The 15,360-nt window shown below is 69.1% G+C and carries 12 protein-coding genes; 4 read left to right on the top strand and 8 right to left on the bottom strand.

Features of this window, described 5'->3' with window-relative positions; genetic code table 11:
• Window positions 1–84: 84 nt before the first annotated feature.
• The gene (locus tag EOD73_RS00925) at window positions 85–2,778 is read left to right on the top strand and encodes an alpha-1,6-glucosidase domain-containing protein (protein WP_127679976.1); all 2,694 of its coding nucleotides are present in this window, start codon (window positions 85–87) and stop codon (window positions 2,776–2,778) included.
• Window positions 2,779–2,805: 27 nt separating this feature from the next.
• On the opposite strand, the gene EOD73_RS00930 is transcribed toward EOD73_RS00925, so the two are convergent.
• Window positions 2,806–3,000 carry a hypothetical protein gene (locus EOD73_RS00930; RefSeq protein ID WP_127679978.1) on the bottom strand — a complete coding sequence of 65 codons (195 nt, stop codon included), beginning with the start codon at window positions 2,998–3,000 and terminating at the stop codon, window positions 2,806–2,808.
• A 157-nt stretch (window positions 3,001–3,157) separates the two neighbouring features.
• A complete protein-coding gene (locus tag EOD73_RS00935) occupies window positions 3,158–4,351 on the bottom strand; it encodes a BaiN/RdsA family NAD(P)/FAD-dependent oxidoreductase (protein ID WP_127679980.1) in 1,194 nt (397 codons plus the stop codon).
• A gap of 98 nt (window positions 4,352–4,449) precedes the next feature.
• Here EOD73_RS00935 and EOD73_RS00940 point away from each other — a divergent pair, with 98 nt between their 5' ends.
• Window positions 4,450–5,601: a tetratricopeptide repeat protein gene (locus EOD73_RS00940; RefSeq protein WP_127679982.1), complete on the top strand. Its 1,152-nt coding sequence runs from the start codon at window positions 4,450–4,452 to the stop codon at window positions 5,599–5,601.
• A gap of 12 nt (window positions 5,602–5,613) precedes the next feature.
• Here EOD73_RS00940 and EOD73_RS00945 read toward each other — a convergent pair whose 3' ends face one another.
• The 5 genes from EOD73_RS00945 to EOD73_RS00965 form a co-directional block, all read right to left on the bottom strand.
• Window positions 5,614–6,684 (bottom strand): HD domain-containing phosphohydrolase, encoded by a 1,071-nt coding sequence (locus EOD73_RS00945; RefSeq protein WP_127679984.1) that lies wholly within the window; start codon window positions 6,682–6,684, stop codon window positions 5,614–5,616.
• A 5-nt stretch (window positions 6,685–6,689) separates the two neighbouring features.
• Window positions 6,690–10,205 (bottom strand): response regulator, encoded by a 3,516-nt coding sequence (locus EOD73_RS00950; RefSeq protein WP_127679986.1) that lies wholly within the window; start codon window positions 10,203–10,205, stop codon window positions 6,690–6,692.
• Window positions 10,206–10,234: 29 nt separating this feature from the next.
• On the bottom strand, window positions 10,235–11,383 hold the full coding sequence (locus tag EOD73_RS00955) for an FIST signal transduction protein (RefSeq protein ID WP_127679988.1): 1,149 nt from the start codon (window positions 11,381–11,383) through the stop codon (window positions 10,235–10,237).
• Window positions 11,384–11,546: 163 nt separating this feature from the next.
• Entirely contained in the window at window positions 11,547–12,500 is a 954-nt protein-coding gene (gene argF, locus EOD73_RS00960) for an ornithine carbamoyltransferase (RefSeq protein ID WP_127679990.1), read from the bottom strand.
• On the bottom strand, window positions 12,497–13,693 hold the full coding sequence (locus EOD73_RS00965) for an aspartate aminotransferase family protein (protein ID WP_240660544.1): 1,197 nt from the start codon (window positions 13,691–13,693) through the stop codon (window positions 12,497–12,499). The genes argF and EOD73_RS00965 overlap by 4 nt, the downstream gene beginning before the upstream one ends.
• Window positions 13,694–13,790: 97 nt before the next feature.
• On the opposite strand from EOD73_RS00965, the gene EOD73_RS00970 reads away from it, so the two are divergent.
• Both EOD73_RS00970 and EOD73_RS00975 read left to right on the top strand, forming a co-directional pair.
• A complete protein-coding gene (locus tag EOD73_RS00970; RefSeq protein WP_127679992.1) occupies window positions 13,791–14,120 on the top strand; it encodes a DUF3579 domain-containing protein in 330 nt (109 codons plus the stop codon).
• Window positions 14,120–14,887, top strand: a complete 768-nt coding sequence (locus tag EOD73_RS00975; RefSeq protein ID WP_127679994.1) for an alpha/beta fold hydrolase — start codon at window positions 14,120–14,122, stop codon at window positions 14,885–14,887. The genes EOD73_RS00970 and EOD73_RS00975 overlap by 1 nt, the downstream gene beginning before the upstream one ends.
• Before the next feature lie 79 nt (window positions 14,888–14,966).
• On the opposite strand, the gene rpsT is transcribed toward EOD73_RS00975, so the two are convergent.
• Window positions 14,967–15,269: a 30S ribosomal protein S20 gene (gene rpsT / locus EOD73_RS00980; protein WP_127679996.1), complete on the bottom strand. Its 303-nt coding sequence runs from the start codon at window positions 15,267–15,269 to the stop codon at window positions 14,967–14,969.
• Window positions 15,270–15,360 lie beyond the last annotated feature (91 nt).

The following is a 15,360-nucleotide window of genomic DNA, read 5'->3' on the forward strand; positions in this document are numbered from 1 at the left end:
ACGCGATGCGTGTTTGCCAGGGGTTATTCGCTGTAACCCTGAGGCATCATGTAGTTTTATTTCACTATCTTTTGTGGGGTTGTCATGAAGGCCAAGGCACGTTGGGCGTGGGCGACTTGGGGCGCTTTGTGGGTGCTGCCGGCGTGGGCCCAGGGGGACCTCGCGGCGTGCGACGAGGCCCGCACCCCCTTCGCGCAGTCGCTGCCCCACGCGGGCGCGGCCGTGCTGCCCGCGCAAGCCCATTGGTTCGGTGCCGAACAACTGCGCTGGCCCGGCCAGCCTGCCGACGGCCGCTACCGGTTGCTGCACAGCGCGCAGGGCGGCCTCCAAGTTGCCGTGGGCGAGCCCGCCAGCGGCTTCGCGCAAGCCCTGCCGTTGAGCGCCAGCAGCGCGCCGGTGCCCGCGGCCTTTGCCTGGGTCGGGGCGGGTGCCACGCTGCAGTTCGCGCAGCCCCTGGACCGCGCGGCCCGCCTGGCCTTGCTGCAAGGCCAATCCGTCTTGGTCCGCGAGGACGAGCAAGGCCGCGTGCTGGCCGCCACCCGCCTGCAAGCCGCGGGCGCCTTGGATGCGCTGTTTGCCGATGCCGCCGAGCCCTTGGCCTTCGGCATCGCCCGCCGCCCTGGCGCCACCGAGGGCCGCCTGTGGGCGCCCACCGCCCGCGCGGTGGAGGTGTGCGTCTACCCGGGCGCCCAGGCCGCGCCCAGCCAGCGCTTCGCCGCCCGCTGGGACGCCGCCAGCGGCAGTTGGCACTGGCAGCAACCGGTGGACCTGCAGGGCCAGTTCGTCAACTACCTCGTGGAGGTGTGGGTGGACGGCCAAGGCTGGGTGCGCCAGCGCGTGACCGACCCCTACGCCGTCTCGCTCAATGCCAACTCGCGCCGCACCGCGGTGCTGGACCTGGCCGACCCCCGCACCCAGCCGCCGGGCTGGCGCGCGCCCGCCGGCGTGCGCGAAATCAAGCGCTTGAACGAGATGGTGGTGTACGAGCTGCACGTGCGCGACTTCTCGCGCGACGACCCCAGCGTGCGTGCCGCTTGGCGTGGCAAGTACCCCGCCTTCATGGAAGCCCGCAGCCAAGGCATGCGCCACCTGCGCGACCTGGCCCGCGTGGGCGTGACCGACGTGCACCTGCTGCCCGTGTTCGACCTGGCCACGGTGCCCGAGAAGGGCTGCATCGAACCCCAGCTGCCCAAGGCCCCGCCCAACAGCCCGCTGCCGCAGGCGGCCGTCATGGCCGTGGCCGGCCAAGACTGCTTCAACTGGGGTTACGACCCCTTCCACTTCAACGCCCCCGAGGGCAGCTACGCCACCGACGCCGACGACCCCGCGGTGCGCGTGCGCGAGTTCCGCCAGATGGTGCTGGCCCTGCACCGCGCCGGCCTGCGCGTGGGCATGGACATGGTCTACAACCACACGACGGCCGCCGGCCAGAGCGAGCGCTCGGTGCTGGACCGCGTGGTGCCTGGCTATTACCAGCGCCTGAACGCCAACGGCGAGGTGGAAAAGAGCACCTGCTGCGACAACACCGCCACCGAGCACCGCATGATGGCCAAGCTCATGAGCGACAGCCTGCTGCTGTGGAGCCGTGAGTACAAGCTCGACAGCTACCGCTTCGACCTCATGGGCCACCAGCCCCGCGCCGCCATGCTGGCCATGCGCGAACGCCTGCGACGCGAGCTGGGCCGCGAAATCCTGTTCATCGGCGAGGGCTGGAACTTCGGCGAGGTCGCCAACGGCGCGCGCTTCGTGCAGGCCAGCCAGCTCAGCCTGAAGGGCGACGGCATCGGCACCTTCAGCGACCGCGGCCGCGACGCCGCGCGCGGCGGCAGCTTCGGCAGCGTCAAAGAGCTGATGGGCTCCAAAGGCTGGCTCAACGGCCTGCTGGACGACCCCGCCAAGCGCGCCGACGCGCTCAAAGCCGCCGACCTGCTGCGCCTTCAACTGGCCGGCACCTTGGCCGAGTTCCGCTTCACCACGCACACCGGCGCGACCCAACGCGGCGCCGAGATCGACTACGCCGGGCAGCCCGCCGGCTACGCGGCCCAGCCGGGTGAGGCGGTGCACTACGTCGAAAACCACGACAACCACACCCTGTTCGACGCCAACGTGCTCAAGCTGCCGGCCACGGCCAGCATGGCCGAGCGCCTGCACCGCCAAACCCTGGGCAACGCCTTGGTGGCTTGGAGCCAAGGCACCGTCTACGTCCACGCCGGCCAAGAGCTGCTGCGCAGCAAGAGCCTGGACCGCAACAGCTACGACAGCGGCGATGCCTTCAACCGCCTCGACTACGGCCTGCGCGACAACGGCTTCGGCCACGGCCTGCCGCCCGCGCCCGACAACGGCCGCGACTGGGACACCATCGCCCCGCTGCTGGGCGACCCCAAGCTGCAACCCACGCCCGCGCAACTGCGCCAAGCCGTGGCCGCCTTCCACGACGTGATGCGCATCCGCGCCAGCTCCAGCCTGTTCTCGCTGCCTTCGGCCGACGAGGTGCAAAAGCGCCTGCGCTTCCACGCCGCCGGCCCGGGCCAAGACCCGGCGCTGATCGTGGCCGAACTCGACGGCGCCGGCTGGCCCGGCGCGCGCTTCGGCGGCCTGCTGCTGGTGTTCAACGGGGCGTCGCAGGCGCGGGAGTTCAGCGTGCCGGGCGCGTGGCGCCTGCACCCGGTGCATACCGCCCCGCAAGCGGCCGACCGACGCGTGCGCTTGGAGGCCCAAAACGCCCACGCCGGCGCGCTGCGCGTGCCGGCGTGGGGGGCCGTGGCCTTCGTGCGTTGAGCTCACGGGGCCCAGGGCCCCGGTCGTTCACTGGCAGCTGAAGCTCTTGGCGCTGACCTCTTTGACCTTGCCTTCGCCACAGGTTTTCACGGCTTGCTCGCTCATGCGGGCCAACTCGGCGGCTTGGGAGGCCGGGCTCTTGACCTCGGGGCTGATGGAGATGCAAGCGGTGCAGAAGAAGGCAGCGGCGAGGGCGGTGGTCCAGGCGAGGGGGCGGGTCATGAAAAGGCTCCAGAGGAAAAGGCGCGCAGCCTAAGGGCGTCGATGGCTGCCGCCCAGCGGCGGCCGACCAAGTGCCGTTTCCGGGGCTTGTTCTGCGATTCGCACGGACCGACGCGAAGCCCGCGGGGCGACCTGGGGCGGTGCTGAGCCCCTGGGCTCAGAGGCCCTGGGCGCAGGCGGCCGCGCTGGCCCAGGCCCAGTGGAAGTTGTAGCCCCCCAGCCAGCCGGTGACGTCCACCACCTCGCCGATGAAGTGCAAGCCGGGCACCAACTTGCTGCCCATGCTTTGCGAATCCAGGTCTCGCGTGTCCACGCCACCGGCCATCACTTCGGCCTTGCGCCAGCCCTCGGTGCCGGTGGGCACCAGGGCCCAGCGGGCGAGGCTGTCGACGAGCTTGGCGATGTCCTTGTCCCGCACGTCGGGCATGGGCTTGGAGGCGGGCAGGTCCTGCAAGGCCAGCCAGGTCTGGGCCAGGCGCTCGGGCAGGTGCAGGGCCAGCTCGTTGCCCAGCTGGCGCTGGGTGCGGCCCTTGGCTTGGCGCAGGGTGTCGGCCAGGTTGGCATGGGCCAAGGCGACGCGGATCTCGGTGCCCGGCTGCCAGTAGCTGGAGATTTGCAGCACGCCCGGGCCACTGAGGCCGCGGTGGGTGAACAGCAGGTCTTCGACGAAGCGGGTGGTGTTCTTTTTGCCCTCGCCGGTTTCGATGGCCACTTCCAGCGACAGGCCCGCCAGGGCGGCGAAAGGCGCCCAGGCCTGGGGGTCGAAGGTCAGGGGCACGAGGGCAGGGCGGGGCGCCACCACGCGGTGGCCGAACTGCTGGGCCAGGCGCAGGCCCCAGTCGGTGGCACCGATCTTGGGCACGGGCAGGCCGCCGGTGGCCACCACCACGCGCGCGGCCTGCACGGGGCCGCGGGAGGTGTCCAGCTCGAAGCCGCTGCCGGCCTGGCGCACGGCGGCCACGCTGCAGGGCTGCCAGCGCTCCACGCCGCCCGCGCCGCACTCGGCCAGCAGCATGCGGATGATCTGTTCGGCCGAGTCGTCGCAAAACAGCTGGCCCCGGTGCTTTTCGTGGAAGGCGATGCCGTGGCGCTGCACCAACTCGATGAAGTGCGCCGGCATGTAGCGCGCCAGGGCCGAGCGGCAGTAGTGCGGGTTGCCGGAGATGAAGTTGGCTGGCGTGACCTCGCGGTTGGTGAAGTTGCAGCGCCCACCCCCGGAGATGCGGATCTTCTCGGCCAGCTTGTCGGCGTGATCGATCAGCAAGACCTTGAGGCCCCGCTGGCCGGCGATGCCTGCGCAAAACAAGCCGGCGGCGCCGGCCCCCACCACCACCACGTCGAAGGAATGCATCGGCCGGATTATCGGCAGCGGGCGACGGCGGTGGACCGCGCGAGCTGTTGCGTCTAACCTGGGCGGTGGCCGGGTCTTCGCCCGGCGAGGAGCGCGGCATGGACACGCGATGGGGCTGGCGCCTGGCGGGCGCTTGGGGATTGGCGCTGGGCCTGCTGCTGACCGGCTGCAGCAGCACGCCGCAGGTCGATGCCGGTGTGTGGGACGACGGGCGCTTTGCGCCGTCCGCGGCCGACACGCGACCCGAGCAGGTCTGGTCCCTGAGCCCGGCGATGCAGCACTTCGTCGACACGCAGGTGCGTCCCCTGCAGCGCCGGCACGGCACGCGAGACGGCCTGTACCTGGCCTTGCGCGACCACGCCGCCTTGCGCTTGGAGTACGACGCCGAACGCACCCGCAACGCGGCCGAGGCCTTCGAGGCGCGCGCGGGCAACTGCCTGTCGCTGGTGGCGATGACGGCGGCCATCGCCCGCCACCTGGGCGTGCCCTACGAGGTGAACGAGGTGCACATCGCCCCCATTTGGAGCCGCAGCGAGCACCTGGTGCTGCTCAACGGGCACGTGAACGTGAGCCTGGGCGGCGGGCGCGAGACCCTGCGCCGCGACCGACTGACGCTGGATTTCGTGCCGATCGAACCCGGGGTGAGCTTTCGCAGCGCACCGATCGACGACGCCCGGGTGGCGGCGCTGTTTCTGAACAACCGTGCCGTGGAGGCCATGGAGCAGTGGCAGTGGGACGACGCCTATGCCTACTTGCGCAGCGCGGCGCGGGCCGACCCCGGCTACCTCAACGTGCTGAACACGCTGGGTGTGCTCTACCGGCGGCAGGGGGCGCCGGTGCTGGCCGAGCGGGCATGGCAGCGCTTGATCGACCTGGACCCGAGCCACGTGCATGCCATGGCCAACCTGGAGCGCCTGCTGCGCGAGAGCGGTCGGGTGGGCGAGGCCAGTGCTTTGGCGCTGAAGCGCGAGCAGCGTCACGACCGCACGCCCTTTGCCGCCTACGCCCTGGGGCTGGCCGCCGCCGAACGGGGCGACTGGGCCGCGGCGCGCCGTCACTTCGAGCGCGAACTGGCCCTGGCGCCGCAGTTTCACGAGCTGCGCTGGTGGTTGGCCCGCACCTACTTGGCCCTGGGCGAGCGCCAGCGCGCCGACGCCGAACTGGCCAAGGCCCAGGCCTTGGCGCCCACGGTGGAGGGGCGGCGGCGCTACCAAGCCAAGCTGGACGCGCTGCGCGCGCTCAGCTCCTGAGGCGCGCCCGGCTCAGCCGCCCAGCATGGAGGGCCATTGGCCCTCCTCGTCGCGGAAGCGCTGGCGAATGGCCAGCACTTCGTCCCAGTGCTGGAAGAAGGTGTCCACGCAGCGGGGGTCGAAGTGTTGACCGGCCTCTTGGTGGATGAACTTGGCGGCATCGTCCAAGGACCATGCCTTTTTGTAGGGACGCTCGGAGGTGAGCGCGTCGAACACGTCGGCCACGGCCACGATGCGGCTGAAGGTGGGGATGTCCTCACCGGCCAGGCCATGCGGGTAGCCCTTGCCGTTGAACTTCTCGTGGTGGCCCAGGGCGATGGTGGCCCCGGCCTGGAGGATGTCCGAGCTGCTGTCCTTGAGGATCTCGTAGCCGTACACGGCGTGCATCTTCATGAGCTCGAACTCCTCTACCGTGAGCTTGCCAGGCTTGAGCAGAATGGCATCGGCGATCCCCACCTTGCCGATGTCGTGCAGCGGGGCGGCCCGCAAGATCAGTTCTTGGTCGGTCTCGCTCAGGCCCAAACCGCGCGCGATGAGTTTGGAGTAGTGCGCCATGCGCAGGATGTGGGCGCCGGTTTCGGGGTCGCGGTACTCGGCGGCACGCGACAGGCGCACGACGGTTTCCACCTCGCGTTGCACCACCTTCTCCGTGGCCTTGGCCACCTCCTCGGCCAGCCACTCGGCGCGCCGCGAGAGCTGGCGCTGGGCGTCGCCTAAGGCCAGGAGGTTGGCCACGCGGACCGAGAACTCGACCTGGTCCACCGGCTTGGTCAGGAAGTCCGAGGCGCCGGCCTGCAGGGCGCGGTAGCGAATTTCCTTCTGGTCGTTGGCCGTGATCATCAAGATCGGCACCATCTCGCGGCCCGGCGTGGCCCGCAGCCGCTCGATGAACTCCAGGCCGTTGAGCGTGGGCATCATGTAGTCGACGATGACGAGGTCGGCCTCGTTCGCCTGGGCCCAGGCCAGGCCCTCGGGGGCATCGCTGAAGCTGTGCGACTCCGCGTTGCCTTGCTTCTTCACAAGGGCGTTGAACAGCACCAGGTTGATGGCGTTGTCGTCGACGATCAGGACTTGGTGGGCCATGGGGCTCAAGCCTTCCGGCGCTTGAGCGCCTCAATCAAGTGGGAGACGCCCTCGCACAGGGTGTCGATGGCCGAGGACTGACCCGCCGCGCGGCCGGTCTCGGCCTGCGCTTCGATGCGAGCGGCCAGTTCGGCCAGGGGCTCGGCCCCGAACATGCGCAGGGTGGACTTGGCCGAGTGCGCCACGTGCAGCACCGAGGCCCAATCGCCCTGCGCCAGCGCCGTCTGCAGCTTGGCCTCGTCGAGCGGCCATTGCTCAAGGAACACGCCGGTGATGATGTCCACCACCTGCTGGTCCACCGAGCCCAGGCCCCGCTCGGCCTCGGCCTGGTCCCAGCGCGAGGCGCTGGGAACGGCGGGCGCATCGCCCGCCGGCGGTGGCAAGGCGCTGGCCTGCGGCACGTAGCGCTGCACCAGGCGTTGAAACTCGGCGATGTCGATCGGCTTGGAGATGTAGTCGTCCATGCCGGCGGCCAGGCACTGCTCGCGGTCTTCCTGCATGGCCTTGGCGGTCATCGCAATGACCGGCGTGCGGGGCCCCTGCTCCATGGCCCGAAAGCGCTGCGTGGCCTGCAGGCCGCCCATGACGGGCATCATGATGTCCATCAGCACCAGGTCGAAGCGGCGCTGGGCCAGCAGGTCGAGCGCCACCTGGCCGTTGTCGGCCACGGTCACCTGGTGGCCCCAGCGCGTGAGCAGCTTGGTGGCCAACTGCTGGTTGACTGGGTGGTCTTCGACCAGCAGCACCTGCAGGGACATCGACTCGTCGTGCACCAGGTGGCGGGTCACCAACTCTTGGCGCTCCGACTCGCCCGGTTGCAGCACGCGCAGCAGCACCTTGTGCAAGTCGTCGCGGGTGAAGGGCTTGGTCAGGTAGGCGTGGATGCCGCTTTGTTGCGAGCGCGCGCCTTCGCCCCGGATGGCCGCCGACGACAGCATGACCACCGGCGTTTGCCCGTGCTCGGTGACGGTGGCGATGGCTTCCGCGGTGCTGAAACCGTCGAGCCCCGGCATCTGCGCGTCCAGCAGGATGAGGGCGAAGGACTGCGAATGCAGGCGCTCCAGCGCCGCCAGGCCCGAGTCGACCGCGGTGACGGTGGCGCCAAAGCCTTCCAGCATGCCCACCAGCACCTGCCGGTTGACGGGATGGTCGTCGGCCAAGAGCACGGGCAGCCCCTCCAGGCTGCGCAGGCTGGGCGCCGCTGGGGCCGGCCGGTCGTCCAGGACCAAGGGCAGGTCGAAATAGAAGGTGCTGCCGCGCCCGGGTTCGCTCCGAACCCCGATGTGGCCGCCCATGGCATCGACCAATCGGGCCGAGATGGTCAGGCCCAAGCCGGTGCCGCCGTAGCGCCGCGTGATCGAGCCGTCTTCTTGCGAGAAGGCTTCGAAGATCGTGTCTAGCTTGTGGGCCGGGATGCCGATGCCGGTGTCGATCACGCAGAAGCGAAGCCGATCGCCCTCGGCCCGCACCTGCAGTTGCACCTGGCCCTTTTGCGTGAACTTGATGGCATTGCCCACCAGGTTGATCAGGATCTGGCGCAGACGGCCCGGGTCGCCCTTGACCAGCATGGGCACCTCGGCGTCGATGTCGACGATCAGTTCGAGCCCTTGCTCAGTGGCCCGCGGCGCCAGGGGCTTCAGGGCCTCGCCCACGGTGCGGCCCAGGTGGTAGGGGATGCGCTCGATGAGAAGCTTGCCCGCCTCGATCTTCGAGAAGTCCAGGATGTCGTTGATGATCCGCAGCAGCGACTCCGACGAGGACTTGACGATGCCCAGGTGTTCGCGCTGTTCCTCGTTGAGCTCGCCCTGCAGGGCCAACTCGGTCATGCCGATGATGCCGTTCATGGGCGTGCGGATCTCGTGGCTCATGTTGGCCAGGAAGTCCGACTTGGCCCGGCTGGCGGCCTCGGCGCCTTCTTTGGCGCGCATCAACTCTTCGGACACGGCGCGCGATTCGGTGATGTCGGCCAGGTAGCCGTTCCACAGCAGGCCGCCCTCGTCGGCCCGCTTGATGCGCGCTTCCCCATGCACCCAGACCACGGCCTGCGTCTCGCGGTGCAGCAGGCGGAAGTCGTGGACCCAGCCTTGCAGGCCATCGACCGAGTCGCGCAGGGAGTCCCGCAGGCCGGGCAGGTCCTGCGGGTGGACTTGGGCCAGCAGCACCTCGAAATCACCCAAGACCTCGTCGGGCAACAGGCCGGTCATGCGGCGCAAGGCGGCGCTGCTGAATCGCAACGACTGGCGGTGGCCCGAATCGCTGTGCAGTTGGAAGACCACCACGGGGAGGCTTTCGGTGATCTCGTGCAAGCGCGCACTGGCCTCCTTCAACGCGGTCACGTCCTGCCACAGCCCGGTGTAAACCACGGCGCCTTCGGGCGCCAACTCGGGCGAGGGCCGGGCCTCGCCGCGCAGCCAGCGCAGGGCCCCGTCAGGCCGCTCGATTTGGAACTCGTCTTGCCAAGGGCCGCGTTGGCGAGCGGCCAACAGCACGCCTTGGACGCACCGGTCGCGGTCCTCGGGCACGATCTGCTGGCCCGACAGGCTGCCGTCGGCCATCAAGGCGGTGGGGTCGAGGCCACGCACCTCGCGCAAGCGCTCGCTGACGAAGGTGTAGCGGGCTTGGGCGGTGTGCGGGTTGACCTCGCACTCGAATAGCACCCCCGGTACCGTGTTCGTGATATGGCGCATGCGCACTTCGGCGGCTTTCATCGCCGCCTCCATCAGCTTGCGCTCGGTGATTTCGGTGCGGATGGCGATGAACTGCTCGATCTCGCCGGACGCGCTCTTCAAGGGCACGATGGTGGCCTGAACCCAGTACAGGTTGCCACCTCGGGCGCGGTTGCAGATTTCACCGTGCCAGACCCGGCCCTCGCCGATGGTGCGCCACAGGTGGGTGAAGAACTCGGGCGGGTGCACGCCGGAGTTGATCATCCGGTGGTTCTGGCCGAGCAGTTCGTCCTGCGTGTAGCCGCTGATTTGAACGAACTTGTCGTTGACGTACTGGATGCTGCCGTCCAGGTCGGTGATGCTGACGATGCCGTGCTGGTCGAGCGCAAACTTTTGGTTGGCCAGGTCGGCCAGGGCCACTTGCAGGTGGCGCTGGCTCTCTTGGCGCTGCCGAACCAAATCGGACATCAGTTGGGACAGGGACTCCAGGTTGTCGTTCGCGAGCTTGGGCAGGCCGCTGTCCATCGACTGCATCAAGGCCTGCGCCGTTTCGCGCAAGGAATCGATCGCCCGCGTGCGGCTGGCCAGCTCGGTGCGGATGCGTTCGTTGCTGGCGCTCAACTCCGAGGAGCTGAGCTCCAGGCTGCGGGTCTTGAGGTCGAGGTCGCGCTCGCTTTGCTCGTAGGCCTCGCCAACGCGGTTGAAGAACTCGCCCAGGCCGCGCAGGGCGGCCGCCGCGGCCGGCGACAGGCCGTTTGACTGGGCCGCGGCGTCCAGTTCGGCCAGCACGGCCGGCAACTGTGCCGCCTCCACCCCCAGTAGACGTTTGATTTGGCGCGCAAGCAGCTTGTGCATGGCGAGGTGGGCGCGAGGGGGTGCGGGGCTCAGGCCTCGGTCAGGTAGGTGATGGTCATGGTCTGGTTGTGCAGCTTGCACGCCAGGTTGCCGGTGAATGGACTGATCTCGCCGTTGGAGTAGAAGCCGGTGATCACCGCGCCCTGGCCGAACACGTCGGCCACGGCCTCGACCTCTTCGTCCACGCGGCCACCCATCACGAGCTTGCGGCCCACGCAACTGACCAGCAGGGCCAAGCCTGTTTGGCTGCCGGCGCCGCCTTGGCGGTGCATTTCCAGCGCCGCCTGCGCGGCCGCCTCGGCCCCGCTGACCAGGGCGTTGGTGTTGGCGTGCATGAGTTTGAGGTAGCCGTCGGGGTCGATTTCACCGGCCAAGGTCAGGCTGCCGGCGGCCTCGTCCACGCCCAGGATGGTGCGGATCAACCCGATGTCGTTGTGGTCGCTGCCCAGCATCGCGAACGGGAAGAGCAAGCCCGAGGCGGGCAGGTCCTTGGCGTGCTCGCCCAGGTAGCGCTTGTAGACCTCCAGCGCCGGCTCGCCGTCCAGTTCGAACAGCACGTTGTTCTCGCTGCGTGTCACCCGGCGGGCGGGGCCGAAGGGCGACCAGCCGCCGAACGAGCCGTGCGAGAAGCGCAGCGACTCCCCGTAGAGGCCGACGCAGACGAGGCGGTCGTTGTGCACACCTTCGCTGCTCAGCACCCAGGTCTCGGAAAAGGCCGCAGCGTCTCCGGCCAGGCCTCCGGTGATGGGCACCTCAGGGCCCAAGGATTCGGCCATCCCCTGGATCAAGGCGCTGCCATTGACCGCAACCCCTTGGCCCAGCACCCAGACGGCGCGCAGGCCCTCGCGGGGCAACTGGGCGCCCAGGCGCACGCCGGCCGCGTGGGAATCGTCCATGCCCTGCAGCACGGTGGAGGCTTCGACGGCGCGCGTGCCTTCCCAGCGGATGGCAGTCACCACGCAACTGCCGTCGCTGACGCCGTCGTTGGAGATTTCACCGGCCGTGGAGCAGCCCGTGCGCAACGCGTTGGGGAAGGCCTCCTTCAGCGGACCGTCCAGGGCTCGCAGGGGCGCGATGGCGCCGAACACCAGCACCCAATCGGCCGGCCGCTGGGCCAGGGCCTGCAGGGCCGAGGCCGCCGAGGCGGTATCGCGCAAAACCACTTGTTCGACGTGCATGGCGTCTCCCACTCGAGTTGCAGGGGCGGCCCAGCGCTGGGCCGTGCTGCTGCTCATTCTGTGGGGCCGTCCCGTGCTACGGCGAGGCCGGCTGGCGGGGTATTCCCTGAAAGCTGCGCAGGTTTTCCCGCTTCCGCGGTTTCCGTGACGGCGGGGTCAGCGCTCAGCCTATGCGGCCGAGCAGGAGCCACTCCATGAGGGCCTTTTGCACGTGCATGCGGTTCTCGGCCTCGTCCCAGACCACGGATTGCGGTCCGTCGATCACGTCGGCGTCCACCTCTTCACCGCGGTGGGCGGGCAAGCAGTGCATGAACAGGGCGTCGGGCTGGGCCACGGCCATCATCTCGGCGCTGACGCGCCAGCGCGCGAACGCGGCACGGCGGGCGTCGTTCTCGGCCTCGAAGCCCATGCTGGTCCAGACGTCGGTGGTCACCAGGTCGGCACCGCGGCAGGCTTCGAGCGGGTCGGCGAAGACCTTGTAGCAGCCGGAGCCCTTCAGCCCCGCCACGCTGGGGTTCACCTCGTAGCCGCTGGGGGTGCTCAGGTGCACCGTGAAGCCCAAAAGCTCTGCGGCTTGCAGCCAGGTGTTGGCCATGTTGTTGCCGTCGCCCACCCAAGCCACGACACGACCTTGGAGCGCGGCCATGTCGATGCGGTCGTGCCCGTCCATGGCCCGGGCTTCGAGCCACGTGAACAGGTCGGCCATGATCTGGCAGGGGTGGAACTCGTTGGTCAGGCCGTTGATGACGGGCACCCGCGAGTGCGCCGCGAAGCGCTCGATCTTGCTTTGCTCGAAGGTGCGAATCATGACCAAGTCGGTCATGCGGCTGATGACGCGCGCGCTGTCTTCGATGGGCTCGGCCCGTCCGAGTTGGCTGTCGCCGGTGGTGAGGTGCACCACCGAGCCGCCCATTTGGTACATGCCGGCTTCGAAGCTCACGCGCGTGCGCGTGCTGGCCTTTTCGAAGATCAGCGCCAGCGTGCGATCGACCAGGGGCTGGTAGCGCTCGTAGTTCTTGAAGCGGCGCTTGATCAGCGCGGTGCGCTGGAACAGGTAGCCGTAGTCGTCGGCCGTCAGGTCCTTGAACTGCAGGTAGTGACGCAGCGGGGCCTTCATGCCTGAGGCTCCGCCAAGAAGGCCATGATGAGCGGCAGCAAGCGGGCGGCGATCTCGTCGACCTCGGCCTCGGTCGCCACGAGCGCGGGCAAGAGGCGGACCACGCGGTCGGCGGTCACGCTGAACAGCAGGCCGGCGTCCACGCCGCGCTGGAGCAACACGCCACACGGCCGCGCGAGTTCGATGCCGATCATCAGGCCCTGACCGCGGACTTCCACGAAGCCGGGCACGCCTTGCAAGCCAGCGCGCAGGGCGGCCATCAGGCGGTCGCCCATGCGGCCGGCGTGGGCGACCAGGCCGTCGGCCTCCATCGTGGCGAGGGTTTCCACCCCAGCCCGCATCGCCAGTGGGTTGCCGCCGAAGGTCGTGCCGTGGTTGCCCGCGGTGAGCACCCCGGATGCCTTGGGGCCGCAAACGATGGCGCCCACCGGCACGCCCGAGCCGAGGCCCTTGGCCAGGGGCATGACGTCGGGCTGAATGCCCGCCCACTGGTGCGCAAACCACTTGCCCGTGCGGCCGATGCCGCACTGCACCTCGTCCAGCATCAGCAGCAGCTTGCGCGCGTCGCAGACACGACGCAGCCCCTGCAGGAACTCGACGCGGGCGGGGTTGATGCCGCCTTCGCCTTGGATGGTTTCCAGGAAGATGGCGCTGACGTTCGGATTCGCGTCGAGCAGCGCCTCAACCGCCGCCAGGTCGTTCAGCGGGGCGCGCACGAAACCGGGCACCAGCGGCGCAAAGCCGGCTTGGACCTTGGGGTTTGCGGTGGCGCTCAAGGTGGCCAGAGAGCGTCCGTGGAAGGCCCCTTCGAACACCAGGGTCTGCGGCTCGGCCAAGCCCAGCACGTCGTGCCCGTACTTGCGGGCGATCTTCAATGCGCCTTCGTTGGCCTCCAAGCCCGAGTTGCAAAAGAAGACGTTGGTCAGGCCCGACAAGGCCACCAGCTTGGCGGCCAATTGCTCTTGCAGCGGCACCAGGTAGTAATTGCTGGTGTGGATGAGCTTGCCGACTTGGTCCTGCAGCGCGGCGACGAGTCGCGGGTGGGCGTGACCCAAGGTGTTCACCGCGATGCCCGATAGCGCGTCCAGGTACTCCCGGCCCTCGGTGTCCCACACGCGCAAGCCTCGGCCATGGCTCAAGGCGATGGGCAGGCGCCCATAGGTGGGCATGACGTGGGGCAGGGGATCGGCCATCGAGGGACTCCGAGAACAAAGTGGAAAAAACGGAGCGCCGATTATGGGTGTTGCACCGCAGCAAGACGCCGCCAGCAGGCACAATCCGGCGCTTCCCATGAGCCCCAAACCGCGCGAAATCTTCATCCAAGGCGTCACCTCCGACGGTCGCCAATTCCGCCCTAGCGATTGGGCGGAGCGACTGGCCGGCGTGATGGCCTGTTTCCAGCCGCCTGGGGTCAAGGTGGGCTTGGGCAGCCACATTCGGTACTCGCCGTACTGTGTGCCCCGCGTCATCAATGGGGTGAAGTGCGTGATCGTCAACGAGGCCCTGCGGGACGTGGAGCCCAAGGCCCTGGACTTCGTGTTGAGCTTCGCGCGCGACAACGACCTGCAGGTGGTGGACGCCTGCTTGCTGCCCGACGAGGGCTACGGTTCGGCCCGCTGATGCCGCGCGAGGTCGTGCTGCCGCCGGCCGAGCCGAGCCCGGCGCGGGCGCCGCAGGCGCCCGCGATGTGGGTGTTGATCGGCCCGATGGCCCGGGGGGCGGCTCACTGGGGGCTGTCGCCGCAAGCCTTGCTGACCGAGTTGCGCCGGGTGCAACCCTCGGCGCGCTTGTTCACCATGGACGTGCCCGGAACCGGCCATTGCCGCGAACAGGCCATTCCGGGACAGGTGGACGCCCTGGCGGCGCAACTGCGCCAGCGTTTGCAAGCGGCCGGGGCCTGGCATCCCGGCCAGCGCCTGGGCTTGATCGGGCATTCCCTGGGGGGGCTGATGGCCATCGAATGGGCACGCCGCGCGCCCGACGAGATCGGGGCTTTGGTGCTGCTGAGCCCGGCGGTTCGCCCGTTCACGCCCATCCTGCGCGGGACGCCCTGGCGCTTGTGGTCCCGCGCTTTGCGGCAGTGGTGGGGCGGCGAGGCGTCGCCCGAGGTCGGTCGTGCGCCTTGGCGCTCGGCCATGGCGCTGGGCATGGCGCGGTGGCGCTATGCCACGAGCCGCCGCCGCCCAGCGGCGCCCGTGCTGCTCTTGGCGGGCGAGCGGGATGCCTGGCGAGACTGGCGTGTGGCCCAGCGCATCAGCCGTGCTTGGGGGGCGGCCCTGCGCCTGCACCCCAAAGCGGGGCACGACTTGTTGTTGGACGACGCGCCGTGGGTGGCGCGCTCGATCGCCGAGTGGCTGTTGCCCGTTGGTTCGGCCCCGTTGCCCTGAGCGCCCAAAGACAAAACCCGCCGGGCTTTCGCCAGGCGGGTCTTGCATTCTTTGCACCCGTGGGTGCTGGGGCGGGCGCTTAAGCGCCCAGGCCCAGCGCCTTGATCTTGGCCGACAGGCGGCTCTTGTGGCGAGCGGCCTTGTTCTTGTGGAAGATGCCCTTGTCGGCGATCGAGTCGATCACCGATTGAGCGGCCTTGAACAGCTCGGCAGCCTTGGGCTTGTCGCCGGCAACCACAGCCTTGGCGACGTTCTTGATGACGGTGCGGAAGTGCGAACGCAGCGCGGTGTTTTCAGCGTTGCGCTTGACGTCCTGGCGGGCGCGCTTGCGGCCCGATGCCAGGCGAACGGTCTTCTTTTTGGCTTTGGACGAGGTGGCCATTGCTTTTATCCGGTGGGTGCAAAGCTCGCGAGTATAGCAGGCAACTCCGTAGAAACCATCAATCTGTGCACGCGGCGGACATAATGCGCGG

This window comes from Inhella crocodyli, assembly GCF_004004565.1.
GTDB classification, from domain to species: domain Bacteria; phylum Pseudomonadota; class Gammaproteobacteria; order Burkholderiales; family Burkholderiaceae_C; genus Inhella; species Inhella crocodyli.

Bases quoted from the DNA above. Each gene is read 5' to 3' on its own strand.
- EOD73_RS00970 (WP_127679992.1), top strand. From the start codon at position 13,791: ATGAGCCCCAAACCGCGCGAAATCTTCATCCAAGGCGTCACCTCCGAC.
- rpsT (WP_127679996.1), bottom strand. From the start codon at position 15,269: ATGGCCACCTCGTCCAAAGCCAAAAAGAAGACCGTTCGCCTGGCATCG.
- argF (WP_127679990.1), bottom strand. From the start codon at position 12,500: ATGAAGGCCCCGCTGCGTCACTACCTGCAGTTCAAGGACCTGACGGCC.
- EOD73_RS00950 (WP_127679986.1), bottom strand. From the start codon at position 10,205: ATGCACAAGCTGCTTGCGCGCCAAATCAAACGTCTACTGGGGGTGGAG.
- EOD73_RS00930 (WP_127679978.1), bottom strand. From the start codon at position 3,000: ATGACCCGCCCCCTCGCCTGGACCACCGCCCTCGCCGCTGCCTTCTTC.
- EOD73_RS00965 (WP_240660544.1), bottom strand. From the start codon at position 13,693: ATGGCCGATCCCCTGCCCCACGTCATGCCCACCTATGGGCGCCTGCCC.
- EOD73_RS00955 (WP_127679988.1), bottom strand. From the start codon at position 11,383: ATGCACGTCGAACAAGTGGTTTTGCGCGATACCGCCTCGGCGGCCTCG.
- EOD73_RS00945 (WP_127679984.1), bottom strand. From the start codon at position 6,684: ATGGCCCACCAAGTCCTGATCGTCGACGACAACGCCATCAACCTGGTG.
- EOD73_RS00925 (WP_127679976.1), top strand. From the start codon at position 85: ATGAAGGCCAAGGCACGTTGGGCGTGGGCGACTTGGGGCGCTTTGTGG.
- EOD73_RS00935 (WP_127679980.1), bottom strand. From the start codon at position 4,351: ATGCATTCCTTCGACGTGGTGGTGGTGGGGGCCGGCGCCGCCGGCTTG.
- EOD73_RS00940 (WP_127679982.1), top strand. From the start codon at position 4,450: ATGGACACGCGATGGGGCTGGCGCCTGGCGGGCGCTTGGGGATTGGCG.
- EOD73_RS00975 (WP_127679994.1), top strand. From the start codon at position 14,120: ATGCCGCGCGAGGTCGTGCTGCCGCCGGCCGAGCCGAGCCCGGCGCGG.